The organism is Pseudomonas sp. P105, assembly GCF_032614175.1.
GTDB lineage: Bacteria > Pseudomonadota > Gammaproteobacteria > Pseudomonadales > Pseudomonadaceae > Aquipseudomonas > Aquipseudomonas rhizophila.
Genome location: NZ_CP126693.1, coordinates 1,025,262 through 1,046,869 on the forward strand (window position 1 = coordinate 1,025,262; position 21,608 = coordinate 1,046,869).

Consider the following 21,608-nt stretch of genomic DNA (forward strand, 5'->3'; position numbering starts at 1 on the left):
CAGGTGAACATATGACCATCATCGCCAGTTTGTTACGCGCCGCCGAGCTGCCGGATTCGCCCACGTCCCGACTGGATGCCGAATTGCTGCTGGCCGCGGCACTGGGCAAGTCCCGCAGCTTCCTGCACACCTGGCCCGAGCGAATCGTGCCAAGCGAAGCGGCGTTGTTGTTCTCTGAATACCTGCGCCGCCGTCGTTCTGGCGAGCCAGTGGCTTATATCCTCGGGCAGCAAGGCTTCTGGAACCTGGACCTGGAAGTGGCGCCTCACACCTTGATTCCGCGCCCCGACACCGAACTGCTGGTGGAAACCGCGCTGGCCTTGCTGCCGGCCACTCCGGCGAGAGTTCTGGATCTGGGCACCGGCAGCGGCGCGATTGCTCTGGCATTGGCCAGCGAGCGCCCGGCCTGGACAGTCACCGCGGTCGACCGTGTGCTGGAGGCGGTGGCCCTGGCCGAACGCAATCGCCAGCGCCTGGACCTGCGCAAAGTCACGGTACTGAGCAGCCACTGGTTCAGCGCTTTGGACGGTGAGCGTTTTGAGCTGATCATTAGCAACCCACCTTATATAGCCGCCACCGATCCTCATCTGGCGGAGGGCGACGTGCGGTTCGAGCCGGCCAGTGCCCTGGTGGCAGGGCACGACGGACTTGATGATTTGCGCACAATCATCGCCCAGGCCCCCGATCATCTTGAAATGGGTGGCTGGTTGATGCTCGAGCACGGTTACGATCAGGCCGACGCGGTGCGTGATCTGCTGCAAACCCAAGGGTTTACTGAAGTCCACAGCCGCCAGGACCTGGGCGGGCATGAGCGCATCAGCCTGGGGCGCCTGCCGTGCTGAACGATCAGGAGCTGTTGCGCTATAGCCGGCAGATTCTGTTGCAGCACGTCGACATCGACGGGCAACTGCGACTCAAGCACAGCCGCGTATTGATTGTCGGCCTAGGCGGACTCGGCGCTCCGGTGGCGTTGTACCTGGCCGCTGCTGGCGTCGGTGAGTTGCACCTGGCGGATTTCGACACGGTCGACCTGACCAACCTGCAACGCCAGATCATCCACGACACCGACAGTGTGGGCCTGAGCAAGGTCGATTCGGCGATGCGTCGCCTGACGGCGCTCAACCCCGACATCAGCCTGGTGCCTCACCCACAGGCCATGGACGAAGACAGCCTGTCTGCTGCCGTTGCGGCAGTGGATGTGGTGCTGGACTGTTCCGACAATTTCTCCACCCGCGAAGCGGTGAATGCGGCGTGTGTCGCAGCGGGCAAACCGCTGGTCAGCGGTGCGGCGATTCGCCTGGAAGGGCAGTTATCCGTGTTTGATCCGCGCCGCCCGGAAAGCCCCTGCTATCACTGCCTCTATGGCCACGGCAGTGAAGCCGAATTGACCTGCAGCGAAGCCGGTGTGCTCGGGCCGCTGGTGGGGTTGGTGGGCAGTCTGCAAGCCCTTGAAGCCTTGAAACTGTTGGCCGGTTTCGGCGAACCACTGGTGGGGCGCCTGCTGTTGATCGACGCCTTGGGCAGCCGTTTTCGTGAGCTGAGGGTCAAGCGTGATCCGGGGTGCAGCGTCTGCGGTGGCAGCCAGCATGAGTGAAGCGCCGGTCGGTGTGTTCGATTCGGGTGTCGGCGGGCTGTCGGTGCTGGGGGAGATTCGTCGGCTGTTGCCCAATGAGTCACTGCTCTACGTTGCAGACTGTGGGCATATTCCCTACGGCGAGAAAACCCCGGAATTCATCCGGCAGCGCTGCGCAATCATCGCCAACTTTCTCCATCAGCAGGGCGCCAAGGCGCTGGTGGTGGCTTGCAATACCGCGACGGTTGCCGGGGTCGCCGATTTGCGTCGCGATTATCCCCACTGGCCCATAGTCGGCATGGAGCCGGCGGTCAAACCGGCGGCCGCCGCTACCCGTAGCGGCATTGTCGGTGTGCTGGCAACCACTGGCACATTACAAAGCGCCAAATTCGCCGCGTTACTTGATCGGTTCGCCACCGATGTGCAGGTGATCACCCAGCCATGCCCCGGGCTGGTAGAGCTGATTGAAGCAGGCGATCTCCAGAGCCCGGCTTTGCGTCAATTGCTGCAGGGCTATGTCGAACCTTTGCTGGCCGCCGGCTGCGACACGTTGATCCTGGGTTGCACGCACTATCCCTTCCTCAAGCCATTGCTCAAGCACATGGTCCCCGCGCACATCAGCTTGATCGATACGGGGGCCGCCGTTGCCCGGCAACTTCAACGCCTGCTCGCTGAACGCGGCCTCCTGGCCGCCGGTCCCGCCAGCGAAACGCGATTCTGGAGTAGCGCAGATCCGATACATTTAAGAAAAATCCTACCAACGCTATGGAATTCGTCCGGCGTTGTGCGAAGCTTCAGTCTGTAAAAAAAACCTGAAAAATACCTAAATCAGGCTGAACTTCTGTTTTAACGCGGATTTCTATAGCTTTGTCTGTTTGTAACAAAACTAACTAAGTCTGTTCGGAAAAGGATGTTTCTAATGAAGCGTTTATTCTGCTTGGCTGCACTTGCGGCTGCATTGTTGGGGCACACTTACTCCGCACAAGCGGCAGGTGTGGAGTTTGGGGTGGGCCAGACCGGCGAGTCGACCATGACTTACCGCTTGGGCATGCAGTTTGATTGGGACAAGAGCTGGTTGCAGAGTGATGTCGGTCGCCTGACCGGCTATTGGAGCGGCGCATACACGTATTGGGAGGGGGATGAGGCCTCGAGCAACCACAGCCTTTCGTTCTCGCCTGTCTTTGTGTATGAGTTTGCCGGTCAAAACGTAAAACCCTACATCGAGGCGGGTATCGGTGTTGCGTTGTTTGAAAATACCCAAGTGGAAAACAACCAGCTCGGTACGGCTTTTCAGTTCGAGGACCGCATTGGTTTCGGCCTGCGCTTCAACGGTGGACATGAAGTGGGTATTCGCGCCACTCATTACTCCAACGCCGGCATCAAGTCGACCAACGACGGTGTCGAAAGTTACGCGCTGCATTACACGATGCCGCTGTAACCCAAACCCGTGGGAGCGAGCCTGCTCGCGATAGCGAAGTATCAGACAACCTCATATTGACTGGTCTACCGCTATCGCGAGCAGGCTCGCTCCCACGGGCTACCGATACGCAGTCGCAATCCCTTTGCGTTCTTCAATACATTCCGGCGCGCCCATCTCGAACTCGCGGCAGATCAGCGGACGTTTTTCGTAGATCGTGCACATCATGCTGTCGCGATCCAGCGCCGCGCACCAACCGTCATCGAGCCGCAACATCACTTCTCCACCCCATTCGTCCGTGTCGATAAAGCGTTCGGGCACGCCAGTGTCAGTGATCAGCATCACTTCCAGTTGGCAACAGCACGCCGCGCACGTCGAACAAGTGACGGCAGGCTGGGGGATCTGATGGACAGGGATGGTTTTCATGGCGCGCAGTGTAAGGCAACCGCGCCCCTCAGGGTTGGCCCTTGATCGGGCACCCATTCCCCGCTTTATCTGAGTCGACGTCAGTGAGCATCGATTCGGTCGATGAAGGTAGCGGCCAGAGTACGGTCATGGACGAAACGGGGAGCGCCACTTCATGGGGGCGCTCGGCCAGTTGTGTCAGCACGTGATGTGCCGCCGTTTCGGCCGTCCACTGGACTGGGGCCGGAAAACAGTCGTCGAGGCTGAGCGAAGGGCTATCGAAGCCTGGGTGAACCAGCGTCACGTCGATGCCCTCGGCCATCAGGTCGACGCGAGCCGACTCAAACAGAAAACGCATGCCTTTGCCGTCGGCCTCGCTATATGACGGTGGCAGGTAAGTCGCCGGGCTGGTGATGCCCACCAGATGGGACCGGTTGCCTGCACGCAGCAATGGCAGGGCAGTGTGAATGCAGAAGCTGGCCGCTATCAGATTGCTGCGCACAATGTGTTCGATGATCAAAGGGTCGGCGGGTTGGCCGTCGATGTATTCGGCGGTTCCTGCATTGAGAATCACGGTGTCCAGCGAGCCCCACTGCCGGGCAATCTGTTCGCCGATCTCGCGTACGGTCTGGCTGTCGGTCAAGTTGCCGGGTACCGCCAGTACTTGTCCCGGATAGCGTGCCGAAAGGTCTTCACTCGAGCGCGACGAGCGCGAGCTAACGGCCAGGTGTGCGCCGGTTTTGAGTATCGCTTCGGCCAACGAAACGCCGATTCCGTTGCCCGCACCGGTCAGCCAATATCGCTTGCGAGTTTCTACACCCATTCCATACTTCCTTCGCCGAGCAGAGTGCACGAGTTTGGTATAAGACTGTATGGCCGCAGGGTTGAAATTGCATCTTACGGTCCGTGTTTTTCTGTTCGCTGATCGCCCGATTTCTTGGTTTTACACTTATCGAGTTGGCAGGTTTCTGAACGCCTGCAATGCACGAGCCCGGGACTGACCCAGGTCGACAATCGCCGGAGGATAATCCGTCACGCCAAACAATCGGCCCTGCATGTTTGGATTATGGACCTGTTGCTTATCGAGATCGTTCAGTTCAGGTAACCAGCGTTTGATGAACAATCCTTCACGGTCGAATTTTTCCGATTGACTCAAGGGGTTGAAGATCCGGAACCAGGGCGCCGCATCCGTCCCGGTCGAGGCGCTCCACTGCCAGCCGCCGTTGTTGGCGGCCAGGTCGCCGTCGATCAGGTGTTGCATGAAAAAGCGCTCACCCTCGCGCCAGTCGATCAGCAGGTTCTTGGTCAGAAACATCGCCACCACCATCCGCAAACGGTTGTGCATCCACCCGGTTTCCAGCAACTGGCGCATGGCCGCGTCGATGATCGGCAAGCCAGTGCGTGCCTGTTTCCAAGCCTCCAGCTCTTCGGGGGCGTTGCGCCAGGCCAGCGCTTCGGTTTCCGGACGGAACGCGCGATGGCGAGACACACGTGGATAGCCCACTAGAATGTGTTTATAGAACTCACGCCAGAGCAATTCATTGATCCATGTCACAACACCGAGATTTCCGCTCTCGAATTCACCCTGGTTGGCCTGCAGCGCCGCATGCAGGCATTGGCGCGGCGAGATCACACCCGCCACCAGGTACGCCGAGAGCTGGCTGGTGCCTGGTCTGGCGGGAAAGTCCCGTTCGCTCTGGTAATAATCGAGGTGTTGCTCAGCGAAGGTGTCCAGGCGCCGCCGGGCTTCGTTTTCACCCGCTGGCCAGAGGGCGCGCAGCGTTTCACTCGCAGGCGAGAAGCCTTCGACTTGCGTGGGCACCGGGTCGCTGACAATGCCGGTGGGTGCCTGCCGGGCCGGTTTGGCGACCAGGCCTGGCAGCGAAAAGTGCAGGCGGCTGTAGCAGACCTTGCGGAACTGGCTGAACACCTGGAAATAGGTGCCGGTTTTGGTCAGCACACTGCCGGGCTTGAACAGCAGTTGGTCGAGGTGGCTGTGAAAGTCGATGCCCTGGCCCTGCAACGTTCGGGCAACTTCGGCATCTCGGTGGGTTTCGTTCAAGCCGTATTCTTCATTGACATGGACGGCGTCGATTGCCAGTTCGTGGCACAGCGAGAGCAGAATCTGCGGTGCCTGATCCCAGCGTGCAGCGTGGCGGATCAGCAGCGGGATGTTCAACGCCTCCAGGGCAGTGCTCAACGAGGCGAGGTTACGCAGCCAAAAGTCGATCTTGCACGGTGCATCGTCATGCGCGCGCCATTGTTCCGGGCTCGGCAGGTACACCGCCACACAAGGTCCCCGGGCTGCTGCGGTGGCGAGGGCGGTGTTGTCGTGCAGGCGCAGGTCGCTGCGCAGCCAGATCAGTTGCGTGGGGTTTTTCATTCAAATAAGTGCTCTGCGACTCAGTTCGCGGTAAGCCGATAACGGATCTTCGGCCCACGTAAGGTTGTCGGTCGAAATGCCTGTGGATAACCGAGCGTGATGGATCGATGCGGCCGGGCCGGCGATGATGATCGGGCAATCCACCCCACTGATCAGCTTGGGCAGTTGGGACAGGTTCAGCGCGTTGCTGGAGTACAGCAGCACTCCACGGGCTTTGAGGCGTTCGACGGCCAAGGCCAGTTCGCCTGCGGGTATCGGCCCATCGAACACTTCCACGGGGCAATCGGCGCTGCTGGCCAGCCAGGCGCTAAGCCACAATTGGGGCTCCAGGGGCAGGTCCGAATGGTTGACCAGCAGCAATGGCGCACCGCGCAACTGACGATTGTTGTGGTAGATCCGACTGCCGAATTTGCTGCGCAGCCAGGAGTACAGAAACACCCGCTCCAACTGCGCACCGAACTGGCCTTGCCAGCGCAATTGCAGTTCGGCCAGCAAAGGCAGCAACAACTGCTCGCACACCGTCCAGGGCGGATAAAGCGCCATAGCCTGGTTGACCAGATCATCGACCTGACGCTCGGCCAGTTGCGTGACCGCCAGCATCAGGGCGTGGCGCTGACGCTGCCAGTCGTTTTCCAACGGTTCACTGGGCGGCTGCGGTGTGTCGAGCAGCGGTTTTATCTTGCTCACCGCCACCCCCCGATCGATCCAGGTGAGGATGCTCAAGATACGTTGCACATGATCGGCATTGAACAGTCGGTGACCCTTGGGGGTGCGGTGCGGCACGATCAGGCCATAACGGCGCTCCCAGGCTCTCAGGGTGACGGCATTGACCCCGGTTTGGCGGGCAACTTCGCGTATGGGCAGCCAGCCCTGCTCCAGGGCTTTGGCGAAGTCGGCCCCCAGGTCTTCGCTGGCGCTGGAATCAGGTTCGCTTTTCATCAAATGGCATTTCGCAGACTGAGGTTTTCCGGGTGTGGTTGCAGGTAGACCTGCTGCGCCAGATAGGGATCGGGATGCAGGCGCAAGTGATGCTTGAGCAAGGTCAGCGGAACTACCAGGGGTACGATGCCGAGGCGGTATTGCCCGATGAGGTGTTGTACTTCCTGCTTGTCTTCGGCGTTGATGGCGCGTTTGAGGTAACCGCTCAGGTGTTGCAGCACATTGGTGTGAGTGCGGCGGGTGGCGCATTTCTTCAAAGCAGCCATCAAGGCGCTGAAGTAGCGTGCGCCCAGCTCGTCAGGATCGGCCTTGCCCATGTTACCCAACAGATTGCCCAAGGCCTTGTATTGCACCGGGTTATGGGCCATCAACAGATATTTGTAGCGCGAGTGAAAGTGGATCAGGTCACGGCGTGTCAGGCCTTTGCGGCGCAGCGGTTGCCAGGCCGCGTAGGCAAATACCCGGGTCAGGAAATTTTCCCGCAGCACCGGGTCGTTCAGGCGACCGTCTTCCTCCACCGGCAAGTCGGGGTGGCGCTCGCAAAACGCCTGGGCATAGATGCCGCGTCCGCCGCCGTCCTGTGGCACGCTGTTGTGATCGTAGACCTTGACCCGCTCCAGTCCGCAGGACGGCGACTTCTGCATGAAGATGTAGCCGCAGATGTCATCCAGTTCCTCGGCCATCTGCTCTCCGTAAGCGGCCAATGGCCGGGTTACATTGAGGTCGTGCCTGACCGTGCCGACCGCGTCGGGTCGTTCGGGATTGCCCACCAGCCGGATCGGCTCGCGGGGAATGCCCAGGCCAATGGCGACTTCAGGGCAGACCGGGACGAAGTCGAAGTAGTCGACCAAGGTACGGCTGCATAGCTGCGATTGCTTGTGTCCGCCGTTGAAGCGAACTTCAGCGCCCATCAGGCAGGCGCTGATAGCGATTTTCGGTTTGACGACGGCATCATGGGGCATGGGCGACCTCTGATTTCAAATCTTGTACAAAATAACATTTGTGTACAATATTTTCATCATAGATCCGAACGCGCACAAGTCAACCGCTTTTGCGTGTGGGGCGATGTGGTTTTTGCGCAGACAGGCTGCTGCCTGTTTCGACAGCAGCGGGTGACGTAGGCTGGCGCGTTCTATTGCAGACTGGCGTGCAGACGGCGTGCGGCTTCCTGACCGCTTAGCCAAGCACCTTCGACACGACCGGACAGGCACCAGTCGCCACAAACATACATACCCAGGTCGGCATCGGCCAAGGCGCCCCATTCATGGTTGCCGGCGGGGCGCGCGTAAAGCCAGCGATGGGCCACGCTGAAGCTGGGCGCAGGCATAGCACTGTGCAGCAGCTCGGCGAACGCGCCGTGCAGGTGTTCGATCACCGCCTCCTTGGCCATGTCGATATGTTGGCGACTCCAGTCGCTGGTGGCGTGCAGCACCCAGGTGTCGAGCGTGCTGTCGCGCCCCGGTTTGCTGCGGTTGCGAGCCAGCCAGTCGAGGGGGCTGTCCTGGACGAAGCAGCCTTCCATTGAGGTATCCAGCGGTGTTTCGAAGGCCAGGGCCACGGCCCAGGTGGGGTCCATCTTCACGCCCGCCGCCACTGCGGCCAGCTTTGGCACGGCCGCCAGCAATGCCGTGGCCTGGGGCGCGGGCGTGGCGATCACCACCTGGCCGAAGGGGCCGTGGGTGAAGCCTTCCGCGTCCTGCAAGTGCCAATGCTCCTGACCGCGGTACACCTCGGTAATGCGACAGGAGAACTGCACCTGCAACTCGCCAAGCAAGGCGCGGGTGATGGCGCTCATGCGCGGGGTGCCGACCCAGCGGGTCTGCTCATCCGGCGACGGGCTTAGTTGCCCATCCTTGAAATGATAAAGCTGAGGTGTCCATTCCGCCGCCCAGCCCTGGGCTTGCCAACGCTGGACTTCCATCACGAAGCGGCGATCGCGGGCGGTGAAATACTGTGCGCCCATGTCCAGTGCGCCGGCATCACTGCGCTTGCTGGACATGCGTCCGCCACTGCCATGGCTTTTATCGAAGAGTTGAACGACATGCCCGGCCTCCGTCAGGGCCTGGGCGGCTGAAAGTCCGGCGATGCCGGTGCCGATGATTGCGATAGGTACAGTCATGAGGGCCTCGTTTACCTTTCTGTACAGACTACGCCGTCGTTTAAACCTGTACAATTAGGGTTTTTGGTATAAGTTTTACCGTTCGCGTTTTGACAGGGTGACCTATTGTTAAACACAGACCCTGCCTGATACGAAAAATCCCTGCTTATAAAAATAGACTAATGGGCTGGGTAAAACGCGATGCGAGGAACACTTCATGCACATATTGCTGACCGGCGGTACTGGTTTGATCGGACGTCAGCTCTGCCGCCACTGGTTGGCGCAGGGCCATCGCTTGACGGTGTGGAGTCGTCGCCCCGAAGACGTGGCGAAGATCTGCGGCGCGCAAGTGCGGGGTGTCGCCAGGCTCGAGGAGATTGCCGAGCCGGTGGATGCGGTGGTCAACCTCGCGGGGGCACCGATTGCGGATCGACCCTGGAGCCATAAACGCAAGAAGTTGTTGTGGAGCAGTCGCATCACCCTGACAGAAGCGTTGTTGGCTTGGCTGGAGCGTTGCGAACACAAACCCGGGGTATTGATTTCCGGTTCCGCGGTGGGGTGGTACGGCGACGGTGGCGAACGTGAGCTGACCGAGGACTCGGGACCGGTGAGCGAGGACTTCGCCAGCCAGTTGTGCATCGCCTGGGAGGAGACCGCGCAGCGCGCCGAGGCGATGGGCATACGGGTGGTACTGGTTCGCACCGGTCTGGTCCTGTCGGCCGAGGGCGGCTTTTTGTCGCGGCTGCTGCTGCCGTTCAAACTGGGGTTGGGCGGGCGTATTGGCAATGGCCGGCAGTGGATGCCGTGGATTCACATTGCCGATCAAATCGCTCTGATTGATTTTCTTCTGCTCCGCGATGAGGCCAGCGGTCCTTATAATGCCTGCGCGCCGAACCCGGTGCGCAACCGCGATTTTGCCAAGGCCCTGGGGGGCGTGTTGCATCGGCCGGCCGTGGTGCCGATGCCGGAGCTGGCGCTGAAGGTCGCATTGGGAGAATTGTCATTGCTGCTGCTGGGCGGCCAGCGCGCAACGCCGGCCCGATTGCAGGCGGCGGGTTTCACTTTCCGGTTCACTGATTTGCATGCGGCTCTCGACGATTTGTCGAACCGCCTTTGAAATAGGACGTTGCATGACCGATCACGCGTTGCTTCTGGTGAATCTGGGTTCGCCTGCTTCTACTTCGGTGGCCGATGTGCGCCGCTACCTCAATCAGTTTCTGATGGACCCCTACGTCATCGACCTGCCGTGGCCGGTGCGGCGCTTGCTGGTGTCGCTGATCCTGATCAGGCGCCCCGAGCAATCGGCCCATGCCTATGCGTCGATCTGGTGGGACGAGGGCTCGCCGCTGGTGGTGCTCAGCCGTCGCTTGCAACAAGCCATGACTGCGCAATGGACCCAGGGGCCGGTTGAGTTGGCGATGCGTTATGGCGAGCCGTCCATTGAGTCGACCCTGGTGCGCCTGGCAAGCCAGGGCCACAAGAAGATCACGCTGGCGCCGTTGTATCCGCAATTTGCCGACAGCACAGTCACCACGGTGATCGAAGAAGCCAAGCGGGTAGTGCGCGAAAAGAAGCTCAATGTGCAGTTCTCAATTCTCCAGCCGTTCTACGATCAGCCGGAATACCTCGACGCCCTGGTTGCCAGCGCCAAGCCGTATCTGATGCAGGATTACGACCACCTGCTGTTGAGCTTCCATGGTTTGCCGGAGCGGCACCTGACCAAGCTCGACCCTACGGGTTTCCATTGCTTCAAGGACGCCGACTGCTGCAAAAATGCGCCGCCTGAGGTCATGGCTACGTGTTACCGCGCGCAATGCATTCGCACCGCAGACCTGTTCGCCCAGCGCATGGGGCTCAAGGATGGCCAATGGTCGGTGTCGTTCCAGTCGCGACTGGGGCGCGCCAAGTGGATCGAACCCTACACCGAAGCGCGCCTGGATGAATTGGCTAAAAGTGGCGTGAAGAAAGTGCTGGTGATGTGCCCGGCGTTCGTGGCCGACTGCATCGAAACCCTGGAAGAAATCGGTGATCGCGGGCGCGAGCAATTTCGTGAGGCGGGCGGGGAGGAGTTGGTGCTGGTGCCGTGTCTCAATGATGATGTGCAATGGGCGCAGGCGTTGAGCACCCTGTGCGAGCGGGCACCGATCGCTTTGTAAAATTCAAGGGCCCAATCGTGAGCAGGCTCGCTCCCACAATGGATCTCGAGTGTTCAAAGATCCGCTGATGTGGGAGCGAGCCTGCTCGCGATAGCTATCTGACTGGCAGCACAAAACTTCAAGCTTGAGTCAGATCAGCGGCTCATCCGCCTTCTTCTGCTTCCAGCCGTCATTGCCCGGCAGGATCAGGTTCAGGGCGATCGCCACCACCGCGCACAGCGCGATGCCTTTGAGGCCGAAGTCGTCCGGGCCGGTGCCGGTGCCTACCAGCACACCGCCGATACCAAACACCAGCGTCACCGAAACGATCACCAGGTTGCGCGCTTCGCTCAGGTCGATCTTGTGGCGGATCAGCGTGTTCATGCCCACCGCCGCGATCGAACCGAACAACAGGCACAGGATTCCGCCCATTACCGGCACTGGGATGCTTTGCAGCAGCGCGCCGAACTTGCCGATGAACGCCAGGCTGATGGCGAAGATCGCCGCCCAGGTCATGATTTTCGGATTGTAGTTTTTGGTCAGCATCACCGCGCCAGTGACTTCGGCGTAGGTGGTGTTGGGCGGGCCGCCGAACAGGCCGGCTGCCGTGGTGGCGATGCCATCGCCGAGCAGGGTGCGGTGCAGGCCGGGTTTTTTCAGGTAGTCGCGACCGGTCACGCTGCCCACCGCGATGACCCCACCGATGTGCTCGATGGCTGGCGCCAAAGCCACCGGCACGATGAACAGGATCGCTTGCCAGTTGAACTCCGGCGCGGTGAAGTTCGGCAGGGCGAACCACGGCGCTGCGGCGATTTTGGCGGTGTCCACCACCCCAAAATAAAACGCCATGGCAAAGCCCACCAGCACGCCGGAAATGATCGGCACCAGGCGGAAAATGCCTTTGCCGAACACCGCGACGATCAGGGTGGTGAGCAGCGCCGGCATCGAGATCAGCATCGCCGTCTGGTAGGCAATCAGCTCGGTGCCGTCGCCGGCCTTGCCCATGGCCATGTTGGCGGCAATCGGTGCCATGGCCAGGCCGATGGAAATGATCACCGGCCCAATCACCACCGGCGGCAGCAAGCGGTCGATAAAACCGGTGCCCTTGACCTTCACCGCCAGGCCCAGGAAGGTGTAGACGAAACCGGCCGCCATCACACCGCCCATGGTCGCGGCCAGGCCGAACTGGCCCTTGGCGAGAATGATCGGGGTGATGAAGGCAAAGCTCGATGCCAGGAACACCGGCACCTGACGCCCGGTGACGATCTGGAACAGGATTGTTCCCAGGCCTGCGGTGAACAGCGCTACGTTCGGGTCCAGCCCGGTGATCAGCGGCATCAGTACCAGCGCGCCGAAGGCGACGAACAGCATCTGCGCGCCAGACAATACCTGGCGCCAGAGCGGATCGTTGAACTCATCCTGCATGCTCAAGCGTCCTTCTGCTTGGTACCGAAGATCTTGTCGCCGGCATCGCCCAGGCCCGGGATGATGTAGCCATGTTCGTTGAGTTTCTGGTCGATGGAAGCGGTGTAGATGGTGACGTCGGGGTGAGCGTCTTCCACGGCCTTGATGCCTTCGGGGGCCGCCACCAGCACCATGGCGCGGATGTCACGGCAACCGGCTTTTTTCAGCAGGTCGATGGTGGCGACCATGGAGCTGCCGGTGGCGAGCATCGGATCGATGATCATTGCCAGGCGCTCGTCGATTTCCGGCACCAGTTTTTCCAGGTAGGTGTGCGCCTGCAGGGTCTGCTCGTTGCGGGCCACGCCCACGGCGCTGACTTTGGCGCCCGGGATCAGGCTCAGCACGCCTTCGAGCATGCCGATGCCGGCACGCAGGATCGGCACCACGGTGATTTTCTTGCCGGCGATTTTTTCCACCTGGACCGTGCCGGCCCAACCGTCGATTTCATAGGACTCCAGCGGCAGGTCCTTGGTGGCTTCGTAGGTGAGCAGTGCACCGACTTCCTGGGCAAGTTCGCGGAAGTTCTTCGTGCTAATGTCGGCGCGGCGCATCAGGCCGAGTTTATGTCTGATCAGCGGGTGGCGGATCTCGAGGATGGGCATGGGGAAAGCTCCGGCGGCGGGCAAAAAAACCGGCCTAGATTAATCTATCCGAGGGTGTTGTCCTATAGACAATACAGAACGTTAGTCCACAAACGCTTGATCTGGCCGGGCGGGATGCGTACCTTTGCCCGCTTTTCCGAACCCGTCCCTCCCCCAACCTCCCCTGGAGAGCGCCATGTCCGCTGATCTCGAGCATATCCGTCAAATCATGCGAGAGGCTGACTGCCTGTACACCGAAGCCGAAGTCGAAGCGGCCATCGCCCGTGTCGGCGCGCAAATCAACGACCAGTTGGCCGATTCCAACCCGGTGGTGTTCTGCGTCATGAACGGTGGGCTGATTTTCTCCGGCAAACTGCTGACCTACCTGAACTTCCCGCTGGAAGCGTCCTATCTGCACGCCACCCGTTACCGCAACGAAACCAGCGGTGGCGACCTGTTCTGGAAAGCCAAGCCGGAAGTTTCGTTCATCGACCGTGACGTGCTGATCATCGACGACATCCTCGACGAAGGTCACACCCTGGGCGCCATCATCGACTTCTGCAAACACGCCGGTGCCCGCGCCGTGCACACCGCCGTGCTGATCGACAAGGACCATGACCGCAAGGCCCGTCCGGACCTGAAAGCCGATTTCGTCGGCCTGCCGTGTATTGACCGCTACATCTTCGGCTACGGCATGGACTACAAAGGCTACTGGCGCAATGCCAACGGTATTTTCGCCGTCAAAGGAATGTAATCGATGAACCAGCCGGGCTTTCTGGATCAAGCGCTGTTCAACGAACTGGCCGAGAAAGCCACGGCCAGTCCTCGCGGGCGCCAACACCACAATTTTCATCGGATGGACGAGCCTTGCCATCGCATGGCGGTTGGCTTACAGCCGTCCACTTACATCCCGCCGCATCGCCACCTGAGCGCTGACAAGGCTGAAACCCTGCTGGTGCTCAAGGGCCGGCTCGGTGTGTTGATCTTTGATGAAACCGGGACGGTGGTGGACAAGCGTATCCTGCAGGCCGGTGGCGATTGCCTCGGTGTCGACCTGCCGGCGGGCGTTTACCACGGTTTAGTGGTGCTGGAAGCCGACAGCCTGATGTTCGAGTGCAAGGCCGGGCCTTACCGCCCGGTGGGCGACGGTGAACTGGCCCCCTGGGCGCCCCGCGAAGGCGAGGCGGGGGTGGCGCAGTACCAGGCCTGGATGCGCGCTCAGTTCGACTGAGCGGTGCTTCTGTGGCGAGGGAGCTTGCTCCCGCTGGGCTGCGCAGCAGCCCCAATTGCAGGTGGATGCTACGCACCCAAGCGGGAGCAAGCTCCCTCGCCACAAAAAGCTGCGTGGCAACAGATCAATCAGGCCGGGCTTGAGTGTGCAGCGCTACCGGCGAGCCATTTTTCGCTTTTGGCCCGTGCCTGCTCCAGGGTCTGCACATACGCCAGTTGGCGCTGCTCGCGATGGATGCCGGCGCGGCGCAACTTCAGGCGTACCCGTGGCGCGGTTGCCACCAGAATCAGGCCGATGCCCTGCTTGCGGTAGTCCTTGAGGATGCTTTCAAAAGCCGCCAGCGCAGTCATGTCCAGCATCGGCACGGCGCTCATTTCCACCACCATCACCCGAATCCCCGGATCGAATTTTCGCAGCACATCCAGGGCCTTTTCTGCCGCGCCGAAAAACAGCGGTCCGCGAATGGCGTAGCAGCGAACGTGTTCGGGCATCTCCAGCAGGGCCTGATGGAAATGGCGCGGCAGTTCGGCGGTGTCCGTCAGCTCGCTCATGCGTTTGATGAACAGCCCGGCGGCCAGCAGCAGCCCGACGGCGACGGCCAGGACCATGTCGAACAGTACGGTCAGGCTCAGGCAGGTCAGTAGCACCAGCACGTCACTGCGTGGGGCGATACGCAAGGTGTGCAGCACGTGTCCGGCTTCGCTCATGTTCCAGGCCACCATCACCAGCAACGCCGCCAGCGCTGCCATGGGCAGATAGCTGAACAACGGCGCCAGCAGCACAATTGCCCCCAGCACCACGAGGCTGTGAATGATTGCGGCCAATGGCGAAAACGCGCCGCTGCGCACATTGGTGGCGCTGCGGGCAATCGCCGCCGTGGCAGTGATGCCGCCGAACAGTGGCGCCACCAGATTGCCCAGGCCCTGGCCGATCAGTTCGGCGTTGGGGTCGTGTTTACTGCCGGTCATGCCGTCGGCCACCACCGCGCACAACAGCGACTCAATGGCACCGAGCATGGCGATGGCAAAGGCAGGCCCGAGCAATTGGCGGATCAGATCGTAGGACAGTTCCAAGGAGCGGCCCTGATTGTCCGGGAGATTCCAAGGCCAGTCGAAACTTGGCAAAAATGGCGGGATGCCGGGGTAACTGATGCCGTCGACCACGTAGCTGAAACGTTCGCCCAATGTCGCGATTTGCCAGCCGCCGCTTTCCAGCGCCAGCCCCAACAGCGCACCCACCAACAGGGCGACCAGATGTCCCGGAACACGCGGCACCCAGCGCGGCCAGACAATCAATACCGCCAGGCAGATGAGGCCGATAAGGCCGTCGCCGAGCCGGGCGCTGGGCAGCGCCGTGATCAAGGCGCCCAATTGCTCGATGTAATGCTCGGCGTTGCCGACAGTGGTCAGGCCCAACAGGTCTTTGAGTTGCAGGGTGGCAATGACCACGCCGATCCCGGCGGTAAAACCGAGAACGACCGGATAAGGAATGTACTGGATCAGCCGCCCGGCCCGCATCAGGCCCAGCGCTATCAGGATCATGCCCGCCAGCATCGTGCACAGCAGCAGGCCGCCCAGGCCGTATTGCTGGGTAATGGGCAGCAGGATCACCACGAACGCCGCTGTCGGCCCGCTCACGTTGAAGCGCGAGCCGCCGGTGAGGGCGATCAGGGGGGCGGCTACCAGCACCGTGTACAAGCCATGCTGCGGCGGCACGCCCACGGCGATTGCCAGGGCCATGGCCAAGGGGATGGCAATGATGCCGACGGTCAGCCCGGCCACCAGATCGCCACGCAGGCGCTCAAGGGTGTAACCGGCGCGCCAGGTTTGGCGCCAAGCGGCGAATATCGGTGGGGCGGAGAAGGACATGGGCACTCCACGCATGAAAGAAAGGGATACATCCTGAGCTTTGCCAAACACAAAACCCGTGGCGAGGGAGCTTGCTCCCGCTCGAGTGCGTAGCGCTCGCAAAATCTTGGAGCCGCTGCGCAACCCAGCGGGAGCAAGCTCCCTCGCCACAAAGGCATACACCGGCAGGCCGGGGCTGATGGCTCTTTGAGTATGCCGTGCTCGTGGCGCGGATGTATTGACCTGGATCGTTATTTTTACCGCATGGGCTCATGCTAGAGTGCCGGGCCAAGACCCTGGAGCCTGTCATGAGTGTACTGACCCGCCGCTGCGCCGCTCTGCTGCTGATGTCCAGCCTGTCGTGGGCGGCCGTTGGCGCGCCGATGCACAGTCAATTTCTGCCCCCCGACGATCTGGCGGTACGTCAGGAACAACCCGAACACCAGCAATTGCTCCAGGTCACCGAGTATTCGGTGGTGCTGGGCAATCAGCGTCAGTCCAACCAGCAACCGATACCGGTTACATCGCCGTTGCTGGTGCGCCTCAAAGGTAAACCCCTGAACAAAGGCGCCACCCTCAACCAGGTGATCCTGAACTTCGATGGCGAAAGCAAAAGCCTGAAAAAACCTGCCTTCGACGAGGCGAGCAAGACTCTGACCCTGTCTTATCCACAGGCCCAGTATCAAGTGGTGATCGATCTGCTGCGCAACGACACGGTGTACGTGCAGTTCCTCAGCTACGCCAACGGCCATATCTGGGCCGACCTGCACACCGGCGCTGTACGCCCGCGTTGAGCCCCGAGGCCTGCCGGGGGTAAACTGCCCGCCCCCGTGAACTGTGCGAGCTGGAGCCCGGCAATGCGTAAAGACAAGAAACAAGTGATTGGTGACGAGATTGGCGATGAGCAGATCAAGCTGTTCCTCAATTTCGATCCGGTCGATGCCACTTCGCCGTCGCTGCACAAACTGATCAAGGCCTACCGTGGCCTGCGGGTCGACGACTTCGAGCGTTTTCTGACGTTTTTCGTCGAGGCCGGCTACGACCTCAACGGCAAGGATGAGCATGGCAACGATTTCGTGGCGCTGATCCAGGACCAGCGTAATGCCGAGGAATACATCGAGTTGATCAACAAGGCTCGTGGCTGATTACTTGGCGGCCTGCCTCGCAGGCCAGCGGGAGCAAGCCCCCTCGCCACGACAGCTTCTCCCATAAAAAAACGCCCCGTTCTCAGAAAGAACGGGGCGTTTTTTTATCCGGCAGAATCAAGCGAAGCTGGGTGTCTCGCTGCTTTCTTCAACCAGTTCCAGGGCGACGTTGTTCTGCGCATTGACCTTGCGATACAGCGCCGCGTCGGTTTCCAGCACTTTTTCCCGCGCCGGGAAGATCTCAGCGAGTTTGCTCGCCCATTCTCCCTTGGCTTTGTCCGGGAAGCAGCGCTCGATCAGGTCCAGCATGATCGAGACGGTCACCGAAGCACCGGGCGAGGCGCCGAGCAAGGCGGCGAGGGTGCCGTCCTTGGCCGCCACCAGTTCGGTGCCGAACTGCAGGACACCGCCTTTCTTCGGGTCTTTCTTGATGATCTGAACCCGTTGGCCGGCCACTTCCAGGCGCCAGTCCTCGGCTTTCGCCTCGGGATAGAAGCGACGCAGGGATTCCAGGCGCTGCTCCATGGACTGCATCACTTCGCTGATCAGGTACTTGGTCAGGTCCATGTTGTCCCGGGCCACGGCCAGCATCGGGCCGATGTTGCCGGCACGTACCGACAGTGGCAGGTCCATCAGCGAACCATGCTTGAGGAACTTGGTGGTGAAACCGGCGTATGGCCCGAACAGCAGGGATTTCTTGCCATCGACTACGCGGGTGTCCAGATGCGGCACGGACATCGGTGGCGAGCCCACGGCGGCCTGGCTGTAGACTTTGGCCTGGTGATGTTTGACCACTTCCGGGTTGTCGCAACGCAGCCACTGGCCGCTGACCGGGAAACCACCGAAGCCTTTGCTTTCTTCGATGCCCGACGCTTGCAGCAGCGGCAATGCCGCCCCACCGGCGCCCAGGAAGACAAACTTGGCATCGACGTCACGGCTGCTGCCGGAATTGACGTCCTTGATGCTGACGGTCCAGCCCGCGCCGTTGCGCTTGAGGCCGGTGACGCGCTTGCAATACTTGACCTGGGTGTCCGGGGCGCTGGTCAGGTGCTTGAGCAACTGGTTGGTCAGGGCGCCGAAGTTGACGTCGGTGCCGTTCATGACGCGGGTGGCGGCGATGACTTCGTCAGCTGGCCGGCCCGGCATCATCAGCGGCATCCACTCGGCCATCACGGCCTTGTCCTCGGTGTATTCCATGTCAGCGAAGGCGTGATGCTGGCGCATCAGTTCAAAGCGCTTTTTCAGGAACGACACGCCTTTTTCACCCTGCACGAAGCTCAGGTGCGGGACGGGGGCAATGAAGGATTTGGATGAGCCGAACGTGCCTTTTTTGGTCAGGTACGTCCAGAACTGCTTCGACACCTCGAACTGGGTGTTGATGTGCACGGCTTTCTTGATGTCGACACTGCCATCGGCCGCCTGGGGCGTGTAGTTCAGCTCACACAGCCCGGCGTGGCCGGTGCCGGCGTTGTTCCACGGGTTGGAACTCTCCGCGGCACCGGAATCCATCAACTCGACGACTTCCAGCGAGATCGCGGGGTCGAGTTCCTTGAGCAGCACGGCCAGGGTGGCACTCATGATGCCGGCCCCTACCAGAACTACATCGACTGCTTCGTTATGCGCCATTTAACGCGTCTCCAAAATCTGCAGCACCAAATTGTCGGCATGGCGGCCAGGAGTGGCGGGGCAGGTCAGTTGCGCCCCAGGTATCCATGGCCAGGATCGCCATGTCCGAATCTTCGCAATTTTTCGCAACTACTGCGGATGCATGCAGCCTGGCCTCAGAGTCCCATGAACTCATTTAAGCGCCGGGCAGGCAATTCGACTTATGGCCGAGACATCCGTTCGTGCAACCAAATCCGTAGCGGACAGGCTTCAGGCGCCGGTTCTTGAGCGATAGGCGGTCCTGTGTCGTTGGGCTGTTTCAGACGCTAATGGTGCTTGTTCAGACGCAAAACTATTCATTTGCTCGCCACACTCTCGTGAAGTTGTGAAAACCCGTTTTTTCACGCTCTTTTGAAGACGTGAACCTCAAAAAAGGGCTGTCCCAGCCTGGCACCGCGCCCGGTTTGGTTTGCCCCCATGTAATACATGACAGGCAAAACGGGCAGACAGCTCAGTGACCGAGCGTAATGACAGCTCTGCAGATTCGCGAAAAGTGGTGATTTGCTTGAAAAACAGCAAGCGCGCCAGCTTCACTCGATCTGTGTGGGCGGCTCTCTGTGGGCGGTGCGGGGTGCCAATACCAGCGCATTAGCGGTGTTGCGAGGCCCGATCAGGAGACGTCCTTATAATCGGGGGCAGATTGTATCGAAGAAACGCAGGGAAATGGTCGTGTTTAATGACTTTTATTAGCCATCCGGTCAGACGGCCAACAGTTGACGGTTGCGTGGGCGAGCGCCAAGGGTTTGCACGCGGGCGCTGGCGGGTAATGGCTGGTGCAGCCAGTTCAAGCGAATCTCTTCGATTTCCACCCAGCCTTCACCCATGGGCTGCAGGCTGCATTGCTTGAATGCCTGGCAACGGCCGTTGCGGTCCAGCAGGGCGAAGCAGCGGTGCTGTGGGCGCGGGGTGAACAGGGAAATGAGAAAACGCATGGTCGGACACCGTGTCGGGGAGCTTGTGCCAAGGCTGACAGGAGGCCATGACATGCTGGTGTAAGGATCATGACAATGGCATGACACGAACCGGTTTTCCCATGGGGTGTCAGACATTTGAGTATTCATCGTGCAGCGCTAGTTCACCGCCATGGCGCACCGCTATACTGCGGGCCTGTTTGTGCCCGATTCTGGAGAGAAGAGCATGTTGCAACGCCTGTTGTTCGGTTTGATCGCTGTGACCAGTCTGGCCCTCGTCGGCTGCGCCCACAGCCCGCAACAACTTAACCCGGAGCCCAAGCTCAACGCCCAGCTGGCGCCCGTGGGCCGCGGCCAGCCGGTGGTGGTACGGGTGGTGGACGGTCGTCCGTCGCCGACCCTCGGCACCCGCGGCGGGCTGTACCCGGAAACCAGTGTGATCACGGTGCAGGGCGCGCAGATTCTGCCCAAGCTGCAGGCCCAGGCCGAAGCGGCGGTACGTTTGCTGGGCTTCACCCCTACCGCCAACGCGATGAATGCACCGCAACTGACCGTCACCCTGGCCGAGTTGAAGTACCAGTCGCCCAAGGAAGGTATGTATGTGACCGAAGCCACCATCGGCGCGACCTTCCGCTCCGAGGTGCAGAACGCCAATCGTCGTTACAGCGGTCGTTATGGTGCCTCGCTGGACCAGCGCTTCGGCATGGCGCCCAACCAGGACACCAACACCAAGCTGGTCAGCGACGTGTTGAGCGACGCCCTGACACGCCTGTTCAAGGACCCGACCATTGGTCAGGTGCTGGCTGAGTAAGTAGGACGTTCCGTAACCCCTGTGGGAGCGAGCCTGCTCGCGATGGCGGATCAGTCAACATTGAGGTGACTGACACTCCGCTATCGCGAGCAGGCTCGCTCCCACAGTTTTTTTGCAAGCAAGAAACCTTCATGCAGCCTGGGAATACAGCTCCAGCACGCTGATCCCAGTTAGCAGATCGGTCTCCGGAAGGTCGGCGTGTTGATGGCCGCCAAGGGCGCAATACACCAGCCAATGCCGATCCTGTACGTTGAAGGACAGGCTGCCGACGAGGTTCTGTTGTTCGTCGCTCGGGCTGATGAGATAGAGACGATCCTGGTTTTCGGCGTGGAGCATGGTGGGTTCCGGGCAGGTTTGAAGGGCGACAGGGTGGCCTATTCAGATGACGAAACCGTGACGTGAAAAATTAACCCAGGGCTTGCTGACGGATCCTGTGGCGAGGGAGCTTGCTCCCGCTGGGCTGCACAGCAGCCCCAAACTTGTCGCTGCGGTGTCTCAGGTTGATTGCCTCAGCTTCATTGGGGGCGCTTCGCACCCCAGCGGGAGCAAGCTCCCTCGCCACAAAGGAATATGGCATGCAGGGCAAGGGGATCGTTATTGGTCGGAAAAAGTGCAGTAGGCGAGGGCGCTTTCGGTAGAATTCACGCCGTTCGTAGGTCCCGGGCGCGTCCTGTCCGTTTATTGCTTGAGGTTTGTGATGTCGCTGCATTTGTTTTCGTTGTTCGCTGCTCACCCCGCCAAACTGATCAACCTGCTCGCATTGTTGTTTGCCTGCCCGGGCGGTTGGGTGCTGCATGCCACGCGCCGCCGTGAACAACGGGCGCGGGCCTGCCTTGAGGCGCGCAAAAACGACGGTGACGAGCGATTCGAAGCCTTGCTGGACCTGGCGACCCAGCGCATGAACCGGTTTTTCTACCGTTTCGGCTTTGCCTGCCTGGGCCTGGCACTGCTGGTGTCGTGGGTCAGCACCCAGTTCTGATGGATAAAAAAAGATCGCAGCCTT

24 protein-coding genes are annotated in these 21,608 nt (G+C 60.7%); 12 read left to right on the forward strand and 12 right to left on the reverse strand.

Annotated features, from left to right (window positions below; all coding sequences use genetic code 11):
* Nucleotides 1-11 precede the first annotated feature (11 nt).
* From prmC to QOM08_RS04480, 4 genes are all read left to right on the forward strand, one after another.
* Complete coding sequence (gene prmC / locus QOM08_RS04465; protein WP_316912613.1) at nucleotides 12-842, forward strand: peptide chain release factor N(5)-glutamine methyltransferase; 831 nt, start codon at nucleotides 12-14, stop codon at nucleotides 840-842.
* Complete coding sequence (locus QOM08_RS04470) at nucleotides 836-1,594, forward strand: molybdopterin-synthase adenylyltransferase MoeB (RefSeq protein ID WP_139051145.1); 759 nt, start codon at nucleotides 836-838, stop codon at nucleotides 1,592-1,594. The genes prmC and QOM08_RS04470 overlap by 7 nt, the downstream gene beginning before the upstream one ends.
* A complete protein-coding gene (murI, locus tag QOM08_RS04475; RefSeq protein WP_139051144.1) occupies nucleotides 1,587-2,378 on the forward strand; it encodes a glutamate racemase in 792 nt (263 codons plus the stop codon). The genes QOM08_RS04470 and murI overlap by 8 nt, the downstream gene beginning before the upstream one ends.
* Nucleotides 2,379-2,492: 114 nt before the next feature.
* The gene (locus QOM08_RS04480; RefSeq protein ID WP_047229402.1) at nucleotides 2,493-3,011 is read left to right on the forward strand and encodes an acyloxyacyl hydrolase; all 519 of its coding nucleotides are present in this window, start codon (nucleotides 2,493-2,495) and stop codon (nucleotides 3,009-3,011) included.
* Nucleotides 3,012-3,110: 99 nt separating this feature from the next.
* On the opposite strand, the gene QOM08_RS04485 is transcribed toward QOM08_RS04480, so the two are convergent.
* The 6 genes from QOM08_RS04485 to QOM08_RS04510 form a co-directional block, all read right to left on the reverse strand.
* Nucleotides 3,111-3,416 carry a YkgJ family cysteine cluster protein gene (locus tag QOM08_RS04485; RefSeq protein WP_047229403.1) on the reverse strand — a complete coding sequence of 102 codons (306 nt, stop codon included), beginning with the start codon at nucleotides 3,414-3,416 and terminating at the stop codon, nucleotides 3,111-3,113.
* Nucleotides 3,417-3,444: 28 nt separating this feature from the next.
* Nucleotides 3,445-4,218 carry an SDR family oxidoreductase gene (locus tag QOM08_RS04490; RefSeq protein ID WP_316912614.1) on the reverse strand — a complete coding sequence of 258 codons (774 nt, stop codon included), beginning with the start codon at nucleotides 4,216-4,218 and terminating at the stop codon, nucleotides 3,445-3,447.
* A gap of 126 nt (nucleotides 4,219-4,344) precedes the next feature.
* Nucleotides 4,345-5,778 carry a deoxyribodipyrimidine photo-lyase gene (gene phrB, locus QOM08_RS04495; protein WP_316912615.1) on the reverse strand — a complete coding sequence of 478 codons (1,434 nt, stop codon included), beginning with the start codon at nucleotides 5,776-5,778 and terminating at the stop codon, nucleotides 4,345-4,347.
* On the reverse strand, nucleotides 5,779-6,717 hold the full coding sequence (locus QOM08_RS04500; RefSeq protein ID WP_316912616.1) for a MerR family transcriptional regulator: 939 nt from the start codon (nucleotides 6,715-6,717) through the stop codon (nucleotides 5,779-5,781).
* Entirely contained in the window at nucleotides 6,717-7,679 is a 963-nt protein-coding gene (locus QOM08_RS04505; RefSeq protein WP_047229407.1) for a YbgA family protein, read from the reverse strand. The genes QOM08_RS04500 and QOM08_RS04505 overlap by 1 nt, the downstream gene beginning before the upstream one ends.
* A gap of 170 nt (nucleotides 7,680-7,849) precedes the next feature.
* Nucleotides 7,850-8,836: an NAD(P)/FAD-dependent oxidoreductase gene (locus QOM08_RS04510; RefSeq protein WP_047229408.1), complete on the reverse strand. Its 987-nt coding sequence runs from the start codon at nucleotides 8,834-8,836 to the stop codon at nucleotides 7,850-7,852.
* 196 nt (nucleotides 8,837-9,032) lie between these two features.
* Between QOM08_RS04510 and QOM08_RS04515 the strand changes: the two genes are divergently transcribed.
* On the forward strand, nucleotides 9,033-9,932 hold the full coding sequence (locus QOM08_RS04515; protein ID WP_316912617.1) for a TIGR01777 family oxidoreductase: 900 nt from the start codon (nucleotides 9,033-9,035) through the stop codon (nucleotides 9,930-9,932).
* 13 nt (nucleotides 9,933-9,945) lie between these two features.
* Nucleotides 9,946-10,971, forward strand: a complete 1,026-nt coding sequence (gene hemH / locus QOM08_RS04520) for a ferrochelatase (RefSeq protein ID WP_139051139.1) — start codon at nucleotides 9,946-9,948, stop codon at nucleotides 10,969-10,971.
* 129 nt (nucleotides 10,972-11,100) lie between these two features.
* On the opposite strand, the gene QOM08_RS04525 is transcribed toward hemH, so the two are convergent.
* Nucleotides 11,101-12,375, reverse strand: coding sequence for a uracil-xanthine permease family protein (locus QOM08_RS04525; protein WP_076386292.1), 1,275 nt, complete (start codon nucleotides 12,373-12,375; stop codon nucleotides 11,101-11,103).
* 2 nt (nucleotides 12,376-12,377) lie between these two features.
* Nucleotides 12,378-13,016, reverse strand: a complete 639-nt coding sequence (gene upp / locus QOM08_RS04530) for a uracil phosphoribosyltransferase (RefSeq protein ID WP_030138594.1) — start codon at nucleotides 13,014-13,016, stop codon at nucleotides 12,378-12,380.
* Nucleotides 13,017-13,191: 175 nt separating this feature from the next.
* Here upp and QOM08_RS04535 point away from each other — a divergent pair, with 175 nt between their 5' ends.
* Together QOM08_RS04535 and QOM08_RS04540 are read left to right on the forward strand one after the other, a co-directional pair.
* The gene (locus tag QOM08_RS04535) at nucleotides 13,192-13,749 is read left to right on the forward strand and encodes a hypoxanthine-guanine phosphoribosyltransferase (protein WP_047229412.1); all 558 of its coding nucleotides are present in this window, start codon (nucleotides 13,192-13,194) and stop codon (nucleotides 13,747-13,749) included.
* A 3-nt stretch (nucleotides 13,750-13,752) separates the two neighbouring features.
* Nucleotides 13,753-14,226 (forward strand): WbuC family cupin fold metalloprotein, encoded by a 474-nt coding sequence (locus QOM08_RS04540; RefSeq protein ID WP_139051138.1) that lies wholly within the window; start codon nucleotides 13,753-13,755, stop codon nucleotides 14,224-14,226.
* 128 nt (nucleotides 14,227-14,354) lie between these two features.
* Here QOM08_RS04540 and dauA read toward each other — a convergent pair whose 3' ends face one another.
* Complete coding sequence (gene dauA, locus QOM08_RS04545; protein WP_047229414.1) at nucleotides 14,355-16,094, reverse strand: C4-dicarboxylic acid transporter DauA; 1,740 nt, start codon at nucleotides 16,092-16,094, stop codon at nucleotides 14,355-14,357.
* A gap of 287 nt (nucleotides 16,095-16,381) precedes the next feature.
* On the opposite strand from dauA, the gene QOM08_RS04550 reads away from it, so the two are divergent.
* Together QOM08_RS04550 and QOM08_RS04555 are read left to right on the forward strand one after the other, a co-directional pair.
* Nucleotides 16,382-16,867 carry a hypothetical protein gene (locus tag QOM08_RS04550; protein WP_092402479.1) on the forward strand — a complete coding sequence of 162 codons (486 nt, stop codon included), beginning with the start codon at nucleotides 16,382-16,384 and terminating at the stop codon, nucleotides 16,865-16,867.
* A gap of 63 nt (nucleotides 16,868-16,930) precedes the next feature.
* Nucleotides 16,931-17,218, forward strand: a complete 288-nt coding sequence (locus QOM08_RS04555) for a PA4642 family protein (RefSeq protein WP_047229416.1) — start codon at nucleotides 16,931-16,933, stop codon at nucleotides 17,216-17,218.
* Between the two features lie 117 nt (nucleotides 17,219-17,335).
* On the opposite strand, the gene mqo is transcribed toward QOM08_RS04555, so the two are convergent.
* Together mqo and QOM08_RS04565 are read right to left on the reverse strand one after the other, a co-directional pair.
* A complete protein-coding gene (mqo, locus tag QOM08_RS04560) occupies nucleotides 17,336-18,844 on the reverse strand; it encodes a malate dehydrogenase (quinone) (protein ID WP_047229417.1) in 1,509 nt (502 codons plus the stop codon).
* Nucleotides 18,845-19,581: 737 nt separating this feature from the next.
* Nucleotides 19,582-19,815: a hypothetical protein gene (locus QOM08_RS04565; protein WP_092402475.1), complete on the reverse strand. Its 234-nt coding sequence runs from the start codon at nucleotides 19,813-19,815 to the stop codon at nucleotides 19,582-19,584.
* 205 nt (nucleotides 19,816-20,020) lie between these two features.
* Here QOM08_RS04565 and QOM08_RS04570 point away from each other — a divergent pair, with 205 nt between their 5' ends.
* Nucleotides 20,021-20,605 carry a YajG family lipoprotein gene (locus QOM08_RS04570; protein ID WP_047229419.1) on the forward strand — a complete coding sequence of 195 codons (585 nt, stop codon included), beginning with the start codon at nucleotides 20,021-20,023 and terminating at the stop codon, nucleotides 20,603-20,605.
* A gap of 129 nt (nucleotides 20,606-20,734) precedes the next feature.
* Here QOM08_RS04570 and QOM08_RS04575 read toward each other — a convergent pair whose 3' ends face one another.
* Nucleotides 20,735-20,941, reverse strand: a complete 207-nt coding sequence (locus tag QOM08_RS04575) for a hypothetical protein (protein ID WP_047229420.1) — start codon at nucleotides 20,939-20,941, stop codon at nucleotides 20,735-20,737.
* Between the two features lie 361 nt (nucleotides 20,942-21,302).
* Here QOM08_RS04575 and QOM08_RS04580 point away from each other — a divergent pair, with 361 nt between their 5' ends.
* Nucleotides 21,303-21,584 (forward strand): hypothetical protein, encoded by a 282-nt coding sequence (locus QOM08_RS04580; protein ID WP_316912618.1) that lies wholly within the window; start codon nucleotides 21,303-21,305, stop codon nucleotides 21,582-21,584.
* Nucleotides 21,585-21,608 lie beyond the last annotated feature (24 nt).

What these genes read in the sequence shown, in the direction of transcription:
- prmC (WP_316912613.1), top strand. Translation starts at nt 12, where the DNA reads ATGACCATCATCGCCAGTTTGTTACGCGCCGCCGAGCTGCCGGATTCG.
- murI (WP_139051144.1), top strand. Translation starts at nt 1,587, where the DNA reads ATGAGTGAAGCGCCGGTCGGTGTGTTCGATTCGGGTGTCGGCGGGCTG.
- QOM08_RS04480 (WP_047229402.1), top strand. Translation starts at nt 2,493, where the DNA reads ATGAAGCGTTTATTCTGCTTGGCTGCACTTGCGGCTGCATTGTTGGGG.
- QOM08_RS04485 (WP_047229403.1), bottom strand. Translation starts at nt 3,416, where the DNA reads ATGAAAACCATCCCTGTCCATCAGATCCCCCAGCCTGCCGTCACTTGT.
- QOM08_RS04490 (WP_316912614.1), bottom strand. Translation starts at nt 4,218, where the DNA reads ATGGGTGTAGAAACTCGCAAGCGATATTGGCTGACCGGTGCGGGCAAC.
- phrB (WP_316912615.1), bottom strand. Translation starts at nt 5,778, where the DNA reads ATGAAAAACCCCACGCAACTGATCTGGCTGCGCAGCGACCTGCGCCTG.
- QOM08_RS04500 (WP_316912616.1), bottom strand. Translation starts at nt 6,717, where the DNA reads ATGAAAAGCGAACCTGATTCCAGCGCCAGCGAAGACCTGGGGGCCGAC.
- QOM08_RS04505 (WP_047229407.1), bottom strand. Translation starts at nt 7,679, where the DNA reads ATGCCCCATGATGCCGTCGTCAAACCGAAAATCGCTATCAGCGCCTGC.
- QOM08_RS04510 (WP_047229408.1), bottom strand. Translation starts at nt 8,836, where the DNA reads ATGACTGTACCTATCGCAATCATCGGCACCGGCATCGCCGGACTTTCA.
- QOM08_RS04515 (WP_316912617.1), top strand. Translation starts at nt 9,033, where the DNA reads ATGCACATATTGCTGACCGGCGGTACTGGTTTGATCGGACGTCAGCTC.
- hemH (WP_139051139.1), top strand. Translation starts at nt 9,946, where the DNA reads ATGACCGATCACGCGTTGCTTCTGGTGAATCTGGGTTCGCCTGCTTCT.
- QOM08_RS04525 (WP_076386292.1), bottom strand. Translation starts at nt 12,375, where the DNA reads ATGCAGGATGAGTTCAACGATCCGCTCTGGCGCCAGGTATTGTCTGGC.
- upp (WP_030138594.1), bottom strand. Translation starts at nt 13,016, where the DNA reads ATGCCCATCCTCGAGATCCGCCACCCGCTGATCAGACATAAACTCGGC.
- QOM08_RS04535 (WP_047229412.1), top strand. Translation starts at nt 13,192, where the DNA reads ATGTCCGCTGATCTCGAGCATATCCGTCAAATCATGCGAGAGGCTGAC.
- QOM08_RS04540 (WP_139051138.1), top strand. Translation starts at nt 13,753, where the DNA reads ATGAACCAGCCGGGCTTTCTGGATCAAGCGCTGTTCAACGAACTGGCC.
- dauA (WP_047229414.1), bottom strand. Translation starts at nt 16,094, where the DNA reads ATGTCCTTCTCCGCCCCACCGATATTCGCCGCTTGGCGCCAAACCTGG.
- QOM08_RS04550 (WP_092402479.1), top strand. Translation starts at nt 16,382, where the DNA reads ATGAGTGTACTGACCCGCCGCTGCGCCGCTCTGCTGCTGATGTCCAGC.
- QOM08_RS04555 (WP_047229416.1), top strand. Translation starts at nt 16,931, where the DNA reads ATGCGTAAAGACAAGAAACAAGTGATTGGTGACGAGATTGGCGATGAG.
- mqo (WP_047229417.1), bottom strand. Translation starts at nt 18,844, where the DNA reads ATGGCGCATAACGAAGCAGTCGATGTAGTTCTGGTAGGGGCCGGCATC.
- QOM08_RS04565 (WP_092402475.1), bottom strand. Translation starts at nt 19,815, where the DNA reads ATGCGTTTTCTCATTTCCCTGTTCACCCCGCGCCCACAGCACCGCTGC.
- QOM08_RS04570 (WP_047229419.1), top strand. Translation starts at nt 20,021, where the DNA reads ATGTTGCAACGCCTGTTGTTCGGTTTGATCGCTGTGACCAGTCTGGCC.
- QOM08_RS04575 (WP_047229420.1), bottom strand. Translation starts at nt 20,941, where the DNA reads ATGCTCCACGCCGAAAACCAGGATCGTCTCTATCTCATCAGCCCGAGC.
- QOM08_RS04580 (WP_316912618.1), top strand. Translation starts at nt 21,303, where the DNA reads ATGTCGCTGCATTTGTTTTCGTTGTTCGCTGCTCACCCCGCCAAACTG.